Annotated in this window: 16 protein-coding genes and 1 pseudogene; 12 read left to right on the forward strand and 5 right to left on the reverse strand. The window is 36.3% G+C overall.

All coding sequences use genetic code 11. The features are described 5' to 3' along the window. The first annotated feature begins 178 nt into the window (after positions 1 to 178). From JK139_RS09795 to JK139_RS15535, 8 genes and pseudogenes are all read left to right on the forward strand, one after another. Positions 179 to 544, forward strand: a complete 366-nt coding sequence (locus tag JK139_RS09795; RefSeq protein WP_218331193.1) for a hypothetical protein — start codon at positions 179 to 181, stop codon at positions 542 to 544. A gap of 50 nt (positions 545 to 594) precedes the next feature. Continuing rightward, positions 595 to 921, forward strand: coding sequence for a hypothetical protein (locus tag JK139_RS09800; RefSeq protein ID WP_074419910.1), 327 nt, complete (start codon positions 595 to 597; stop codon positions 919 to 921). Between the two features lie 60 nt (positions 922 to 981). Continuing rightward, positions 982 to 2,376 (forward strand): c-type cytochrome, encoded by a 1,395-nt coding sequence (locus JK139_RS09805; RefSeq protein ID WP_218331194.1) that lies wholly within the window; start codon positions 982 to 984, stop codon positions 2,374 to 2,376. 183 nt (positions 2,377 to 2,559) lie between these two features. Next, the gene (locus JK139_RS15515) at positions 2,560 to 2,961 is read left to right on the forward strand and encodes a DEAD/DEAH box helicase (protein WP_228733190.1); all 402 of its coding nucleotides are present in this window, start codon (positions 2,560 to 2,562) and stop codon (positions 2,959 to 2,961) included. Further along, positions 2,958 to 3,488, forward strand: a complete 531-nt coding sequence (locus JK139_RS15520; RefSeq protein WP_228733191.1) for a DEAD/DEAH box helicase — start codon at positions 2,958 to 2,960, stop codon at positions 3,486 to 3,488. Before JK139_RS15515 ends, JK139_RS15520 begins: the two co-directional genes overlap by 4 nt. Further along, positions 3,406 to 3,795: a helicase-related protein gene (locus tag JK139_RS15525; RefSeq protein WP_228733192.1), complete on the forward strand. Its 390-nt coding sequence runs from the start codon at positions 3,406 to 3,408 to the stop codon at positions 3,793 to 3,795. Before JK139_RS15520 ends, JK139_RS15525 begins: the two co-directional genes overlap by 83 nt. A gap of 4 nt (positions 3,796 to 3,799) precedes the next feature. After that, positions 3,800 to 4,264 (forward strand): annotated as a pseudogene (locus JK139_RS15530) (hypothetical protein). Positions 4,265 to 4,335: 71 nt separating this feature from the next. Beyond that, positions 4,336 to 5,040, forward strand: coding sequence for a DEAD/DEAH box helicase family protein (locus JK139_RS15535; RefSeq protein ID WP_228733193.1), 705 nt, complete (start codon positions 4,336 to 4,338; stop codon positions 5,038 to 5,040). Positions 5,041 to 5,066: 26 nt separating this feature from the next. Here the strand turns inward: JK139_RS15535 and JK139_RS09815 are convergent, their stop codons facing one another. Further along, positions 5,067 to 5,570, reverse strand: coding sequence for a hypothetical protein (locus tag JK139_RS09815; protein WP_143439383.1), 504 nt, complete (start codon positions 5,568 to 5,570; stop codon positions 5,067 to 5,069). Between the two features lie 68 nt (positions 5,571 to 5,638). On the opposite strand from JK139_RS09815, the gene pdeM reads away from it, so the two are divergent. Together pdeM and JK139_RS09825 are read left to right on the forward strand one after the other, a co-directional pair. Beyond that, positions 5,639 to 6,328 (forward strand): ligase-associated DNA damage response endonuclease PdeM, encoded by a 690-nt coding sequence (pdeM, locus tag JK139_RS09820; RefSeq protein ID WP_218331195.1) that lies wholly within the window; start codon positions 5,639 to 5,641, stop codon positions 6,326 to 6,328. After that, positions 6,325 to 7,224, forward strand: coding sequence for a histone deacetylase family protein (locus tag JK139_RS09825; RefSeq protein WP_228733194.1), 900 nt, complete (start codon positions 6,325 to 6,327; stop codon positions 7,222 to 7,224). The genes pdeM and JK139_RS09825 overlap by 4 nt, the downstream gene beginning before the upstream one ends. Here JK139_RS09825 and JK139_RS09830 read toward each other — a convergent pair. From JK139_RS09830 to JK139_RS09845, 4 genes are all read right to left on the reverse strand, one after another. Continuing rightward, positions 7,210 to 9,672 carry a DUF5916 domain-containing protein gene (locus JK139_RS09830; protein ID WP_218331196.1) on the reverse strand — a complete coding sequence of 821 codons (2,463 nt, stop codon included), beginning with the start codon at positions 9,670 to 9,672 and terminating at the stop codon, positions 7,210 to 7,212. The genes JK139_RS09825 and JK139_RS09830 overlap by 15 nt on opposite strands. Positions 9,673 to 9,843: 171 nt before the next feature. Further along, complete coding sequence (locus tag JK139_RS09835) at positions 9,844 to 10,599, reverse strand: XRE family transcriptional regulator (RefSeq protein WP_074419914.1); 756 nt, start codon at positions 10,597 to 10,599, stop codon at positions 9,844 to 9,846. A gap of 82 nt (positions 10,600 to 10,681) precedes the next feature. Further along, a complete protein-coding gene (gene tsaD, locus JK139_RS09840; protein ID WP_218331197.1) occupies positions 10,682 to 11,677 on the reverse strand; it encodes a tRNA (adenosine(37)-N6)-threonylcarbamoyltransferase complex transferase subunit TsaD in 996 nt (331 codons plus the stop codon). Positions 11,678 to 11,704: 27 nt separating this feature from the next. Next, positions 11,705 to 12,952 (reverse strand): ABC transporter permease, encoded by a 1,248-nt coding sequence (locus JK139_RS09845; RefSeq protein WP_218331198.1) that lies wholly within the window; start codon positions 12,950 to 12,952, stop codon positions 11,705 to 11,707. A 348-nt stretch (positions 12,953 to 13,300) separates the two neighbouring features. On the opposite strand from JK139_RS09845, the gene JK139_RS09850 reads away from it, so the two are divergent. Both JK139_RS09850 and JK139_RS09855 read left to right on the forward strand, forming a co-directional pair. Then, positions 13,301 to 13,987 (forward strand): succinate dehydrogenase cytochrome b subunit, encoded by a 687-nt coding sequence (locus JK139_RS09850; RefSeq protein WP_074419917.1) that lies wholly within the window; start codon positions 13,301 to 13,303, stop codon positions 13,985 to 13,987. Positions 13,988 to 14,084: 97 nt separating this feature from the next. Then, positions 14,085 to 16,058: a fumarate reductase/succinate dehydrogenase flavoprotein subunit gene (locus tag JK139_RS09855; protein WP_074418518.1), complete on the forward strand. Its 1,974-nt coding sequence runs from the start codon at positions 14,085 to 14,087 to the stop codon at positions 16,056 to 16,058. Positions 16,059 to 16,093 lie beyond the last annotated feature (35 nt).

The following is a 16,093-nucleotide window of genomic DNA, read 5'->3' on the forward strand; positions in this document are numbered from 1 at the left end:
TTGCAACTTTTAAATTTTTATTGCAACAATATTTTTAATCGAACATTGAAAATTACTTTTTGAGGGTTGACTAATTACGCTAATACAAATACCTGCAATCTGCTATTTGCAGTATATAGAAAGCAGTTATATTAATAAGCTTTTAAGCTAAAATGAGTTAACTTTAAACAAAAAAATGATGGATACCAATACAACTACTTTATTCGAATTTTTTGAAGATGCCAAAAAAGTGTTGCAGGATTATGTGAACATACAAATAAAAATCTTTAAATTAGAATTAATAAAAAAAAATGCAACCATTGGTGGCCTTTTGCTTTGGATGCTGATTTTTGTATTTTTATTTTTTGGTTTGTTGTTGTTTGCTGGATTTGCATTTAGCTTTTGGATGGGTGCCTTGTTACAAAATATTCCGGCGGGCTTTGCCATTACCACCATTATTTTTTCAATTTTAATTGTACTGATTACGCTTTTCAGGAAACAGTTGTGCATCAATCCTTTTATTAAAATTATTATACAACAACAAACCATCGATTTAGACGATTAAATAATGTAGCCCAATACAGTTATTTCTATTGATTCATTCAAAAAAAAATTATGCCACAGCCAACAAGCATCCGCAATTTATCTGAATTAAATGAAGCCATTCATCAATTAAAGCAACAAAAAAAAGAAATGGAATCAACCATTGCATTTAAATGGGAAATACTGCAGGAACAATATCCGGTATTGATTAAAAACACAATTTTCAAAAAATATCCCATACTCAAAAAAGGAAATATCTTAATTACTTTACTGGGCATTCCGGCCATTCAACAAAATGTTGAAAAGTGGTTACTTAAAGCCGGAACAAAAGCTGAAAACCTGGTTGACAAATGGATTGATTATTTGTTGAACAAAAAAGAAAGCAATACTTCCGTATAACGGACTTAACAAAATGCTAATAGACTTGTTACTTAATTTAGTTCAGCAAATCTATTCGGCATGTATCGGAAACAAACCATAGGAATTTTGTGTATTCTGGCGTTTATTACCTTATCTGCCACAATAACGAAACGTGATGATGATACAACCCCACAGCCCGAGCCTATACCACCCCAGCAACAGCAGCTGGGCAATGCACAAGAAGGTTACGAATATCTAATTACAGGCAATTATGTTAGCAGCGGGTTTCCGTATAAATTTTACAGAATTATTGCCGGAAAAGACAAGGATAATTACCTGAAACGTACCGGGAAAAATGCAAATGTTCCCTTTAGCTTTAATGTTATTAAAAATGAACAGGGAATTGATATTGTTGTGCCTAACTGCCTGCAATGCCATGCTCAGGTTTTCGACAAACACCTGTACGTGGGTTTAGGAAATAGTTTTATTGATTTTAGCAATACTAAAAAACAAAATACCATTCTAACCAATACTACATTCAAATTTTTAAAAGCAATTGCACCTAAACAATTTGAAGGAAGTAAAGCCATTGTACAATCTTTTAAAGCTATTTATCCCAACTTACAAACGGAAGTAAGAGGTGTAAATGCAGCCGATAGATTAGCGATGTTGTTAGTAGCACATCGCAATCCGGTTACCCTACAATGGAGCGATAGTAATTTATTAACTGTTCCCGATGAAGTGGTACCCACCGATGCACCAGCCTGGTGGTTATTGAAAAAGAAAAATGCCATGTTTTATACAGGTTTTGGCCGTGGCGATTTTGGTAAATTTTTAATGCTGAGTAATATTTTAACCGTAAAAGATACTACTGAAACTGCTGAAGTGTACAAACATTTTGCAGATGTGTTGGCATATATACAATCTATTGAACCACCTAAATATACAAAACCCATTAATCGGGAATTGGCCATGGAGGGCGAACTTTTATTTACTACCAAATGCAGCAAATGTCATGGTACTTATGGGCCCAATGGCTACTACCCTAACTTGCTTATTCCTGAAAAAATAATTGGAACAGATTCACTGCTTTTTAAAACAAATCAACAAAATCCACAGTTTATTCAGTGGTTTAATGAAAGTTGGTTTGCAACTAGTAATCATCCTGCAAAGCTGGTTCCTTACAATGGATACATTGCACCGCCATTAGATGGGATATGGATAACGGCCCCCTATTTCCATAATGGTTCTGTGCCTACATTAGAAGGTGTACTCAATAGTAAGAAGCGGCCTACATACTGGAGCAGAGATTTTAGAAAACCCTCTTACAATTATTCCACGGTTGGATGGAATTATACAGCACATAAAAACGCCGGTGGCAGAAAAGTGTACAACACTACTCAGCCGGGTTATGGTAATTATGGTCATAATTTCGGCGATGATTTATCTGATGCAGACAGAAAAGCTATTATTGAATATTTAAAAACTTTGTAAGCCAAAAAAAGTCTAACCATGACATTAAAAAAATTAAATATAAACAATTTATTTTTACATACATTTTATTTATAAATCATTTTATCAGCGAAAGTAAATTAGTAATGAAAAAGAAATAATGACTTTTTACACAATTACCTTAATATTATTGTATAAAAAACACCCTATCTTTTCAATAGAATAATGAACAGGAAAAAATCAATAGGTTATACACTAATTGCTGAATATTTTAAAAGCAATCATCAAAAGCCTTTCCCATTTCAGGAAATGACATGGGATGCCATTAATAATGGTGAAAGCGGTTTAGTAAATGCACCGACAGGAATGGGTAAAACATTTGCAATTTTTTTAGGAGCATTGATTCAATTCATTGATCAGCATCCGAATGAATTTCATACAAAACGCAACAACGGACAGCAATTACTTTGGATAACCCCTTTAAAAGCATTGGTAAAAGATTTAGCCCGTGCCATGGAGAATACATTAGATTCTTTACAAATACCTTGGCAAGTTGGTATTAGAACCGGAGATACCACCACACAAGAACGATTACAACAAAAAAACAATTACCGGAAATTTTATTGATAACACCCAAAAGTCTGCACTTATTACTTTCGCATACACAACACACACAATATTTTAAAACATTACAAATTATTTCTGTAGATGAATGGCATGAATTGTTGAGCAATAAAAGAGGGGTTCAGGTTGAATTGGCCCTATCAAGGTTAGTTGCCTTACACAAGGCACAATCAAAAATTAAAATAAACAAAAATATTTGTATTTGGGGGATCAGTGCCACTATTGGTAATTTGGAAGAAGCCAAAAATGTTTTACTACTACCACTCAAAAAAACGGGCAGCATTATACAAGCGCAACAAAGCAAAAAAATTCATATTCATGCAATTATTCCAGATGAAGTAGAACGCTATCCCTGGGCGGGTCATCTGGGATTGAAATTAGTACACATAATTATTCCCATTATTGAGCAAAGTAATTCTACGCTTATTTTTATTAATACAAAGAGGGATGATGGAAATATGGTATCAAACCATTTTAGAAACTGCCCCACATCTGTCAGGAGCTATCGCCATACATCATGGCAGTATTGAAAAAGAATTAAGGGTTTGGGTTGAAGAAGCTTTACACCAACAAAAATTAAAAGCTGTTGTATGCACGGCAAGTTTAGATTTGAGAGTTGATTTTAAACCGGTAGATACTGTTATTCAAATTGGCTCACCAAAAGGAATTGCCCGTTTTATGCAATGTGCAGAAAGAAGCGGGCACCAACCTGGTGCAGCTGCAAAAATTTATTTTTTACCTACCCATTCGTTAGAGTTAGCTGAATTAGCAGCATTAAGACAATGCATACAAAAAAATATTTTGGAAAACCTAACATCCATTGCTATTGTGTTATGATGTTTTGGTACAAGACCTATGCACCCCGGCTATTGGAGCAGGTTTTTATGCAGATGAATTATTGAATGAAATAAAACAAACGTATTGTTACCAACAGTTATCCATTGACGAATGGAACAATATACCACTATATTTAACCAATGGCGGTAATGCATTTCATGAATACGACGCTTTTAAAAAATTAGAACAGGATGAAGAAGGAAAATATGTCATTAAACACAAAAAAACAGCCCTGCAGCACAGAATGCATATTGGCACCATTGTGAGTGATGCCATGCTAAAAGTAAAATAGATGCATGGAGGCTATTTAGGTGTAATTGAAGAATGGTTCATCAATCGCCTAAAGGTGGGCGATAGTTTTGTATTGGCCGGGAAAAATGTAATACTCGTAATGATAAAAGATATGGCGGTATGGGTTAAAAAATTAAATGCTACCAACACCATTATACCCAGTTGGATGGGTGGCTGAATGTCGCTCTCTGCCAATTTAGGGGAACAACTGCGACAAACATGCGCAGATGCCTTAGCAATAGGGAGGAAATGAAAGCTTTGCAACCATTATTTCAACTACAGCAACAGCTATCCGTTATTCCACAAATACAGGAAATATTGGTTGAATTAATTCAGGAGAAAAAAAGTTTCCATATTTTGGTATATCCTTTCGAAGGAAGGTTGGCTCATGAAGCCATGAGCGCAATAATGGCATACCGACTTTCACAAAAAACACCCATTTCATTTTCTATCGCCATGAATGACTATGGATTTGAATTAATGTGCGATGAACCAATTGAGCTGAATGCTCAAACTATTCAAGCTTTATTTACTACCGATGAACTCTTAAACGACTTGCAAAAAAGTGTGAATGCCAGTGAAATGGCAGCAAGAGCATTTAGAGATATTGCTGTAATAGGCGGATTGATTTTTCAGGGATATCCGGGACAAAATAAAAAAACCAAGTATTTGCAGGCTTCTGCTTCACTGTTATTTAAAGTATTGAATGAAGATGATCCTCAAAATGTATTATTACAACAAGCTTACAAAGAGGTTTTTGAAAAGCAAATGGAAGAAGTAAGGTTAAGAACGGCATTGCAAAGAATTCAACAATCCAATATTATTATAACACAACCCAAACAATATACACCCTTTAGTATTCCTATTATTGCCGATGGGTTAAGCCTCAACCATTTATCCTCAGAAAAATTAGAATACCGAATAAAAAAAATACAGCAACAGCTTTTACAATAACAACTGTTGCTGCATCCAATCAACTATTAATAAATCAGGTATTTGCGTTGGGTAGTGTATAAAATAATGAATAACAATAAAAAAGCATATCCAAAATAAGCAGTCCAACCGCTAATAGAAGCCATTCCTAATAAAATAACGGTAGCAATTACCGGGAAAAGTTCACCAATTAGCCACATATAGTAGCCCTGCATTTTCAGCTTACGCATATCTATTGCACCTAAAATACATAATATAGCACCAATTAGGGTAACTACCAAAATGGGCAACTTGTTGGTAGCTGCTTTTCGCATTAACTCCATTGCTTCAGGAGAGTAAAAACTTTTGGCAAAATCGGGTAGTTTGGCAAAATCGGGGCTATTCATTAATTTCTCCATCGCCGCTAAACTTTTTTCGGCGTTGATGTATTGGTATATGCCGGATAAAATAGCAATACCACTCCCAATAAAAGTTAAAATAGTTAATACCTTCAAGCTGCCATATTTAGGCGCCATTGGCATGTCTGGTTGCAGTTGAGTGTCGGTCATCATATTATTTTTTTTGTTGCAATAAATATAATACACCCCTTTTATACAGCAAAATTTAGTTACATAAAATTATGGCATTTGTTGATACATTTGTTCCTATGCAGGCGCCATATTTATTTCAATTACTTGATCAGCACCTATGGTTATCATCAGAAAAATGTATGTTTTGGAAGGAAGAAGCAACTCTCATTCTTTCTGATGTACACATTGGCAAAACCGGGCATTTTAAAGAAAATGGCATTCCGGTTCCGGAAGCTTTGTTTAAAGAAGATATGTATCGGCTGTTTCATGCTATCGCTGTTTTTCAACCCAAAGCAATTATGGTAGTTGGCGATTTATTGCACAAAAAAAATAATGAAGATGCGGCGCATTTTTTTAAGTGGAAATCTGATTTTGGAAACATTCCATTTCATTTAATTAAAAGTAATCATGATGTGCTGCCGGAACAATGGTATGCCGATGCAGGTATTATATTACATAACGAATGGTTATACAAAGCACCATTTTTATTAATGCATGATATGGCAGATATAATTCCGGAAAAATACAAAAATGCTTATATCATTTCAGGACATATTCATCCGGGTGTACGTGTAAAAATTACTGGAAAGCAACATATTAAATTACCCTGTTTTTATTTTGGTAAACAACATGCCATCCTTCCTGCATTCAGTAATTTTACTGGTGTTGCTGTTGTTAAGCCCGGCAAAAAAGAAAAGGTATTTGCCATCGCCAATCAACAAATTATTCCTATAGCATGATACAAATTGCTTTTCATCCATTATATGCACATGCATTACCTGTGGGTCATCGCTTCCCAATGGAAAAATATGAATTAATACCGGCACAGTTAATGCATGAAGGTACTATTAGCAAAGAAAATTTATTTTATCCGGATGAGATAGATGATGAAATTGTTTTATTAACCCATGATGCGGCCTATCTTCAAAAATTGAAAACGCAAACACTAACTGCTGCAGAGCAAAGAAAAATAGGGTTTCCGCAATCGCCTGCTTTAACTAAAAGAGAATGGATAATAACACAAGGCACCGTTTCCTGTTGCCATGCTGCACTAAAAAATGGGGTTTCACTCAATGTGGCCGGCGGTACGCATCATGCTTTTAAAGATCATGGAGAAGGCTTTTGTTTGTTGAACGATTTTGCCGTTGCTGCCCATTATTTATTACAACAAAAATTAGCCAACCAAATTTTAATAATAGACGTGGACGTGCATCAGGGGAATGGAACGGCATCAATTTTTAATAACCATCCCGAAGTATTTACATTTAGCATGCATGGAGCGCACAATTATCCATTCAACAAAGAAATTTCAGATATTGATTTGCCTTTGGCAGATGGAGTGGATGATACAATTTATTTGAAACAATTGTATGAAGCATTGGAGTTTTTGTTGCCAACAGTAAAACCCGATTTTGCATTTTATCTTTCAGGCGTTGATGTACTGGCTACTGATAAATTTGGAAAATTGAACATCAGCATACCAGGTTGCAAAAAAAGAGATGAAATGGTATTTTACACACTGAAACAACAAGGCATTCCCGTTGTTGTAGCAATGGGTGGCGGATATTCACCCCACATTCGCACCATTATTGAGGCGCACTGCAATACATTTAGAACTGCCTTACATTTGTATTAATCTGTTTTTTTTCAACTGGTTGTAATCAATAAAATAAATAAACTTTGCGGAAATTTGGTTACTGAGTGGCGATGAAAATGATTGTACTAAATTATTAATGTATTTATTGTATTGTGTTCCATCAATGGTTACATCAGGTCCAATTGCATTTTTCCAGGCAACAATTAAACGACTTCCTAACCGAAAATCCCAGGTATAAAAAGCATCTACATTCAATGCATTAAAATTATCATCGTAGCCGGGTTCAAGTGGCCGTTCTAAATCCTGAAAATATCCTTCATTATTTACATTAAACATTTTTACATAATGCACTTTACTCCAATAATGCCTAACCCTAACAATCAAATTCATTCTTGCCTGAAAATTATAAATTACATTCAATACATTATCCATACGCTCTACCCTGCGTTGCCCAATTACAGGTGCATTGGTAACGACATCAAAATGCGACCAGCCAAATTCACCTGCATCAAATTCTTTTTTACTGTTTAAACTAAGCGTAAACTGATTGTTGAAACGGTATCTAATTCCACCGCTTACTACTGAGTAAGGAATGGCATCTTTATAATCGTATGCAGAGGCATAACCAACTCCATAGTTAAAAAAGAATTTTCTTCTACTATCTGAACTACCGAAAATGCCTGCAAAAGCATAAGGTACTCTTTTGAGTTTGGTACCCGGCATTCTCAGTTCAAAATAGTCGTTACTCCAAATTGGGCTACCCGACACTTCTAATGAAATATCATAAAAATTCTTAAATACTTTTAAGAAACTGGCATTGTAATTCAAACTGCTGAAGGCATAGGGTTTATAGAGGTTTTGATAATTAATGCTAAACCGATAAACTTTAAAGTTGTAACGCTTACCGGGTTTGTATTGATTATAGGAAACAGAGCCAAAATAACTTACTTCGTTGGGTGCTTTCAAAAATCCTAAATCGTTTGGATCGTATTGATCGCTTTCAATATTATTCATAATATTCCATTGCCACAAACCACTTACTTTACCAAAACTATTTTTTAATTTAAACCCATTGTGCGCAAAGAGGCCGCCCACCGTGCTAAAAGCAGCCTTCGACTGCAGATTATATTTGTTCTCTTTATCAAATAAACTAAAATCTACCACGCTTACATTGGCCATTTTATCGCCGCCACGCCTCAATACATTGGCATTGGTAAAAGTAATACTGCTTCTATTGGCCAAAGCCTGATCTAAAACAATAATATTATAATTTGATAATGGTTCCGTTTCAATACGGTGTAACTGCCCACTCTTATCTTTCAAGCCGGCATACATGGGTGCTGTTATGCCATTGAAAATTCCAATGCCTAAATTATGCCTGGTTCTGCCGGAGAATTTTGTAGCATTGTATAATTGTGTTAAAGATGGATTTTGAAGAATGGTATATCCGCTATCTGTTGCCAACTGATTAATACTATCATACAATCTGGGCGTTTTCCCAACCCTGCGGGAATAAAAAATCCCTGCTTTATTAAACAATTCGGTTCCTTCAGTAAAAAAGGGGCGGTTTTCTGCAAACTGAACTTCATAAGGAGAGAGATTCAATATCACATTATCACTCAATGTTTGTCCAAAATCGGGTACCAAAGTCATATCTAAAGTAAAGCTTTCATTCACACCATATTTTACATCCATTCCGCCATTATGAATGGCATTTTGAATAGTACCGGTAGCAGTGGGCACAGTGCTGTAACCTGCAGAAATGTAAGGCAGAAACGACAACCGCAACGGGGGTTCTAAACTTTCTAATCCGGTTAATAATCCAAATTGATTCACTAATCCGGAAACGGTTGGACTTACTTTATTCCAATAACTGGATTCATTCAGCCGGCGAATAGACCGGTAAAAATTAATACCCCATTCCTGTACCTCTTTCTTTGCAAAACGAAGACTCATGTATGGAATTTTCATTTCTACAATCCAGCCATCAGCAACAATACTTACATGGCTATCCCAAACAGCATCCCAATTGTAATCCACCCCATTATTGAAAGTATTGTTTCCTGAAAGCTTCGCGTCACTTTGCACATTAGCAGCCGTTACACTAAACATGAATGCATTTTGGCCATCATGATAGGTATCAAAAGAAACTGCAAATACATCCACATCCTGCCTTTGTTCTCCATCCCGTAAGGTGAATTGTCTTCTTATCAGTTTTGGATCATCATACAAATATGCAGCAATATAAATAGCCGAATTATCGTATATAATTTTTACAACTGTATTTTTAGATGCAGGCAACCCAAATTCTGGTTGTGTAATAATAAAATTGGTGGCTGCCTCTGCTGCAGTCCATTCCGGTTCATTTAAAATACCGTCAATTTTTATGGAATGTTGCGTTCTAAATGCCTTTACCTGTTTTACCTGTGCCTGAATGGTAAAATTGATGAACAATAAAAATAAGAATAATGTAATTTTTCCTTGCATGGGTTCATACTCCTTCACTCCAAAACTAAATAGAAATGAAAAGCGCAGAGTACAATTTTAGGATGAATGGCAAATAATGAGTGATGTAACAAATACAAATAAAAAAGCCGTTCTAAAAAGAACAGCTTCTTTCATTCATAAAAATCATCCATCATTATCCAATATCCAAGCCTAATTCAGTTTCTTTTTTAAAGTAGAAACCTGTGCCTGTAAATTATTCACCATACCTGCCAACTGATTTACATCCCAGCGCTGCACTGTATTGGCTTTTTGTAAAATAAACAATGCTTTCCATACTTCCAGAATATCATCCGTAGCTACTGCATAGGGTTCATATATTGGATTATCGCTCACCAGCGTTAATTTATTTTTGGCACGGTTATTTTTTAAAATTCTTTTGTAAACAATACCATCTTGTTTAGACAGTACCACATAAGTATTGCTGGATTTTACTTCTTCAATATCCTCTACTTTTTCCCCAACAATTACACTGCCGCTGGGTGTAGGCAACATACTATCACCAATTATTTCAAATGCACGATATTGGCCGGGCGCCAGCATGGGTAGGGTAAACGTGTTGAGTTCGTCTAAAAAATCGGTATCTGCATAACCGGCTAAATAACCGGCTGCAGCTTTTACCGGAACAAAAGAGATGATAGCAGAACCCGAGGATGCCATTTTTAATTTTCTTCTTTGCTCCAGATAACTGCTTCCTTTTGCAGCGGATAATTCTTTTAAGAGTAATTCATCCAAACTTAGTTTAAACAATTGTGCTACATCTTCCAGCACTTCTAATTTTGGTTCGGCTCTTTCTTCTTCATATGCACCAATTAAGGAACGTTTTACACCTAATTTCTGTGCAAATTCTTCCTGAGTATAGCCTCTTAATTTGCGGAGGTATCTTAAATTTTTTCCGGCAAAACTCATAAACTAATGATTTTAGCCGCAAAATACTAATTTTTTTAGTTAACAAAAAATATTTTTTTATTTTCTTTAAAAATATTTTCATTTACCAGTTTGCCCGGGCCGATGGAGAAACACTTAAATCGGAAAACTGTTCTGCCAGAAATTTGTAATAGGCAGTTATAGCAATCATGCCTGCATTATCGGTACAATATTCAAATGCCGGTATAAAAGTATCCCACCCGTTTTGTTTTCCCATCATTTCAAATGCAGTACGCAGGCCTTTATTGGCACTAACACCGCCAGCTATGCATAATTGCCTGATGCCGGTTTGGTGAGCTGCTAATTTCAATTTTTGTAATAATATTTTAATAATAGTAGCCTGAATAGAAGCACATAAATCGTTCAAATGATTGGCAACAAATTCAGGTGACTGCTTCTGCAGAAAATAAAGAACGGATGTTTTTAACCCGCTAAAAGAAAAATTGAGGCCGGGCACCTGTGGTTCGGCAAACTTAAAAGCGGTTGCATTACCGGTTTGCGCATGTTTATCTACCAAAGGACCGCCGGGATAGGGCAGGCCTAATAATTTGGCGGTTTTATCAAAGGCTTCGCCCGCTGCATCATCAATGGTTTCACCTAACACTTCTAAATGCAAAGGGCTATGCGCCAACACAATTTGTGTATGTCCCCCACTTACCGTTAAACATAAAAATGGAAAACCCGGTTTTCTTTCACCAATTAAATTGGCCAGAACATGCGCCTGCATATGGTGTACTGCAATTAACGGTTTATTTAAACCCAATGCCAGCGATTTGGCAAATTGGGCACCTACCAGCAAACTACCCAATAAACCCGGCGCCTGTGTAAATGCAATGGCATCGATGTCAGCTAACTGTATTTGCGCTTTTTTCAATGAAGCTTCTACAACAGGTACAATATTTTGCATGTGTGCACGGCTGGCCAATTCAGGAACCACGCCACCATATTGTGCATGTATGGATTGATTGGCAATAAAATTAGACAGAATAATTCCATCAGTACAAACTGCGGCTGAGGTTTCATCGCAGGAAGATTCAATAGCTAAAATAGAAACAGACACAGATAAAAATTTTGGCAAAAGTACAGGCTATTTGCTTCGTATGGCCACAACAGGATCCATTTTTGCGGCAATAGAGGCCGGAATAATACCCGATAAAATTCCCAATACAATACAAATACTCAATGCCAATACAATGATGTTGGGTGCTATAAAAATAGGAAAAGGTAACACCTTACTCAGTGCCATGGTAAGTATCCAAACCAAAAACAAACCGAGTAATCCGCCAATCACACATAAAAATGCACTTTCTAACAAAAATTCGGTTAAAATAGTGCGTTTTTTGGCACCAATGGCTTTTTTTAATCCAATTTGGCTGGTACGTTCCCGAACGGTTACAAACATAATATTGGCTACACCAAAAGCGCCCACCAATAAACTTAAACCGGCTATAGCCCATCCGCCCAAATTCAACGAACCAAACAATCCGTTTAAAGAATTACCCAACAAATTCACATCATTCAAAGCAAAATTATCTTCCTGCTGCGGACTTAACTTCCGTTGTTGCCGCATAATGCCCTTCAACTCATCAGATAAACTGGCTGTAGCAATATTGTTTTTTGCCTGCACCATAATAAAAGGGCTGCTTTGTTTAATATTGTAAATAGAAGCAAAATATCGATAAGGTAATAAAATACAATCATCATAATTAAATCCGCCCAATAAACTATTGCCCTGCTTTTCCAGCACACCTACAATGATGGCTTTGTGGTGGTTAAAATCTATTTCTTTACCAATTGCTTTTTCAGCATTGCCAAACAATTCTTCAGCTACTTTATTGCCAATTACTGTGGCATTGGTGCCATAGGTAAAATCGTAATCGCTAATGTAACGTCCAACCGCAACGTTAATAGATTGTATTTTATTAAAATCTTCTGTAACACTGTAAATGTTTGTATTGGTTAAACTATTGTCACCATACGATAAAGTTGCATTTTGCGAGGCAAAAAATGCCATTGCATCAGCCAACTCGCTTTTAGCCTGAATAAACTTCATTTCATCATAAGTTGGAGTTGGCCGTTTTACGAACTTCCACCAGGGGTACTCTCCGCCCCCGCCATATTCCCATTTATCAATATAAATAGTATTATTACCCAAGGTTTGCACCTCCCCTTTTACCTTTCGTTTTAAACTATCTACCGTAGCCAATACGCCAATAATGCAAAAAATACCGATGGTGATACCGAATAACGACAAAAAAGTACGCAACTTATTTACCCTTAATTCCTGAAGAGCCATTTTAAAACTGTTCCAGATAATGGTGAGCAATTTTATCATAAACCAAATGTAATGTGTTATTTCACATTTTTTCAAATTATTGGTTCAGCGTATATTAATAAGGATGAGCGCAATAATTCAACAATGAACTGAATTTAAATTACTACAATAAAGCCGGGCATATTTTTTTCAAAGCAAATAAAATTTCAAATTGTTAAACAAAGGTTGTGTTTACATCATTAAAATGCAGTAAAAATGGTATTCTTCGCTTCTATACATCAACAAATACCAACAAATACTGTTATTTGAATAAATGCATTTTGCAAAAAATAAAAAAATCATTTTGTTATAGCATTGCTGTGAATTGTATTTTTGCAAAGATTTTTTTTTCAACTTCAATTCTGCTATATGACCTGGAAGCAAGTGTTTACCTCTTCGGTAGGAAAAAAATTAGTAATGGGTTTAACAGGGGTTTTCCTGATTTTGTTTTTAGTAGTGCATGCCGGTTTAAATGCCTGTATTTGGGCAGATGATGGCGGTATTATGTTTAACCGAGCAGCTAATTTTATGGGTAGCAATATTGTACCCCGAATTTTAGAAATTGGTTTGTTCATTTTTATATTTCTCCACATTATTCAGGGTTATGTTTTAGAAGCGGGTAACCGTAGTAAACGTAAAGTAGGTTATGCCATTGCATATGGTAACCGAGGTAGTAAGTGGTACAGCCGCAGTATGGCTATTTTAGGAACCATACTTTTATTGTTTTTTATCGTACACTGGAAACAGTTTTGGATACCCTCCAGATTTACCGGTGTAGAAGAAGTAACACTGCCCAATGGGTTGCAGGTGCATAATTTATATGCACTCATGCGTGATACTTTTTCGCAGTTATGGGTAGTTATATTCTATGTAATTTGCTGCATTAGCTTAGGTTACCACTTAGCACATGGCTTTCAAAGTGCATTTAAAACTTTAGGTGTACACAATAAAAGATACCAGCAAATGCTCACTTCATTTGGGTATGGTTTTGCCATTGTGATTCCTGCCATTTTCGCATTGATGCCAATTAGTTTTTATTTTCATTTAATTAGCTGATTGAAAAAATATAATAGCAAAAAGGAACCGCTTCATTCAACAAAAGAAGTTTTCCTTTATAAAAAATACCAATTTTAATCTACAAAAAAGTAGTACCATGTTAGAATCAAAAATTCCTGCCGGCGCTTTAGAACATAAATGGACCGATTATAAAGGACATTGCAAATTGGTAAACCCCGCCAACAAACGGAAGTTAGAAATTATTGTAGTAGGTACCGGTTTAGCCGGAGCCAGTGCTGCTGCCAGTTTGGGCGAATTGGGTTATAAAGTAAAAGCTTTCTGCTTTCAAGATAGTCCGCGTAGAGCACATTCTATTGCTGCACAGGGTGGAATTAATGCGGCCAAGAATTACCAAAATGATGGTGACAGTGTTTTTCGTTTATTTTATGATACTGTAAAAGGTGGCGATTACCGCAGCCGAGAAGCCAACGTATACCGCCTTGCCGAAGTAAGTGCCAATATTATTGATCAGTGTGTGGCACAAGGCGTACCCTTTGCCAGGGAATATGGTGGTGTGTTAAGCAACCGTTCATTTGGCGGTGTGCAAGTACAAAGAACTTTTTACGCTGCAGGGCAAACCGGTCAGCAATTACTCATTGGTGCCTATCAGGCTTTAGAACGCCAGGTGGCATTGGGCAATGTAAAAATGTATGCCCGCCATGAAATGCAGGAAATTGTGGTAATTGATGGGAAAGCAAGAGGTATTATTGCAAGAGATTTGATTTCCGGAAAATTAGAAAGACATTTCGGCCATGCGGTACTATTGTGTAGTGGAGGTTATGGTAACGTGTTTTATTTGTCGACCAACGCAATGGGTAGCAATGTAACTGCCGCCTGGAAAGCGCATAAAAATGGCGCATTATTTGGCAATCCCTGTTTTACACAAATACATCCTACCTGTATTCCCGTAACCGGCGATCATCAAAGTAAATTAACCTTAATGAGCGAATCATTAAGAAATGATGGCCGTATATGGGTTCCCAAACAAAAAGGAGATACGCGTAAAGCCAGCCAGATACCTGAAGAAGAAAGAGATTATTATTTAGAAAGAAGATATCCTGCATTTGGTAATCTGGTACCTCGTGATGTGGCTTCCAGAGCTGCAAAAGAAAGATGTGATGAAGGATACGGTGTAGGCTCTTCTAAACAAGCAGTTTATCTTGACTTTAGTGCCGCTTTTGAAAGATATGGTACAACAGAAGCAGGTATTCACGGTATCGATAATCCTTCAAAAGAGCAAATTATATCACTCGGCAAACAGGTAGTAAAAGAAAAATATGGTAATCTTTTCGATATGTATGAAAAAATTACCGGCGAAAATCCTTATGAAGTTCCCATGCGCATCTACCCTGCAGTACACTATACCATGGGTGGCTTGTGGGTTGATTATGAATTAATGACTACTGTAAAAGGATTATATGCATTGGGTGAAGCTAACTTCTCTGATCACGGTGCCAACCGCTTAGGTGCCAGTGCCTTAATGCAGGGCCTTGCCGATGGTTATTTTGTAATACCCTACACCATTGGAAACTATCTGGCAGACGAAATTTACAACAAACCTATTTCAACCAATCATGAAGCTTTTCAAACCGCAGAAAAAAAGGTACAGGAAAGATTAGAAAGCCTGATGAGTATTCAGGGTACACAAACTGTAGAAAGTTTTCATAAACGCCTCGGTAAAATTATGTGGGACAAATGTGGTATGGCCAGAAATGCCAATGGTTTACAACAAGCCATTACCGAAATACAACAGCTCAAAAAAGAATTTTGGAGTGACGTTAAAATACCCGGCGGCATTAATGAACTGAATACAGAATTAGATAAGGCGGGCCGCGTTGCCGATTTTATTGAATTAGGTGAATTAATGTGCATAGATGCATTAAACAGAAATGAAAGTTGTGGCGGACATTTCAGGGAAGAATACCAAACACCCGATGGTGAAGCATTAAGAGATGATGCGAATTATATGTATGTAGCTGCCTGGGAATACAAAGGTGAACACAACTGGGAATTACACAAAGAACCTTTACAGTACGATGTAATTAAACCCACCCAAAGAAATTACAAATAAATAACTGAATCCTATTTTTTTAAGATTTTAATTTT

Source organism: Hydrotalea lipotrueae, assembly GCF_019249625.1.
In the GTDB taxonomy this organism is placed as follows: Bacteria; Bacteroidota; Bacteroidia; order Chitinophagales; family Chitinophagaceae; genus Hydrotalea; species Hydrotalea flava.

Excerpts from the sequence above, each read along its gene's own strand:
- JK139_RS09830 (WP_218331196.1), bottom strand. The coding sequence starts at position 9,672 with ATGCAAGGAAAAATTACATTATTCTTATTTTTATTGTTCATCAATTTT.
- JK139_RS15525 (WP_228733192.1), top strand. The coding sequence starts at position 3,406 with ATGATGGAAATATGGTATCAAACCATTTTAGAAACTGCCCCACATCTG.
- JK139_RS09815 (WP_143439383.1), bottom strand. The coding sequence starts at position 5,570 with ATGATGACCGACACTCAACTGCAACCAGACATGCCAATGGCGCCTAAA.
- JK139_RS09855 (WP_074418518.1), top strand. The coding sequence starts at position 14,085 with ATGTTAGAATCAAAAATTCCTGCCGGCGCTTTAGAACATAAATGGACC.
- JK139_RS09825 (WP_228733194.1), top strand. The coding sequence starts at position 6,325 with ATGATACAAATTGCTTTTCATCCATTATATGCACATGCATTACCTGTG.
- pdeM (WP_218331195.1), top strand. The coding sequence starts at position 5,639 with ATGGCATTTGTTGATACATTTGTTCCTATGCAGGCGCCATATTTATTT.
- JK139_RS15515 (WP_228733190.1), top strand. The coding sequence starts at position 2,560 with ATGAACAGGAAAAAATCAATAGGTTATACACTAATTGCTGAATATTTT.
- JK139_RS09800 (WP_074419910.1), top strand. The coding sequence starts at position 595 with ATGCCACAGCCAACAAGCATCCGCAATTTATCTGAATTAAATGAAGCC.
- JK139_RS09805 (WP_218331194.1), top strand. The coding sequence starts at position 982 with ATGTATCGGAAACAAACCATAGGAATTTTGTGTATTCTGGCGTTTATT.
- JK139_RS09845 (WP_218331198.1), bottom strand. The coding sequence starts at position 12,952 with ATGATAAAATTGCTCACCATTATCTGGAACAGTTTTAAAATGGCTCTT.
- JK139_RS09835 (WP_074419914.1), bottom strand. The coding sequence starts at position 10,599 with ATGAGTTTTGCCGGAAAAAATTTAAGATACCTCCGCAAATTAAGAGGC.
- JK139_RS09850 (WP_074419917.1), top strand. The coding sequence starts at position 13,301 with ATGACCTGGAAGCAAGTGTTTACCTCTTCGGTAGGAAAAAAATTAGTA.
- JK139_RS09795 (WP_218331193.1), top strand. The coding sequence starts at position 179 with ATGGATACCAATACAACTACTTTATTCGAATTTTTTGAAGATGCCAAA.
- JK139_RS15535 (WP_228733193.1), top strand. The coding sequence starts at position 4,336 with ATGAAAGCTTTGCAACCATTATTTCAACTACAGCAACAGCTATCCGTT.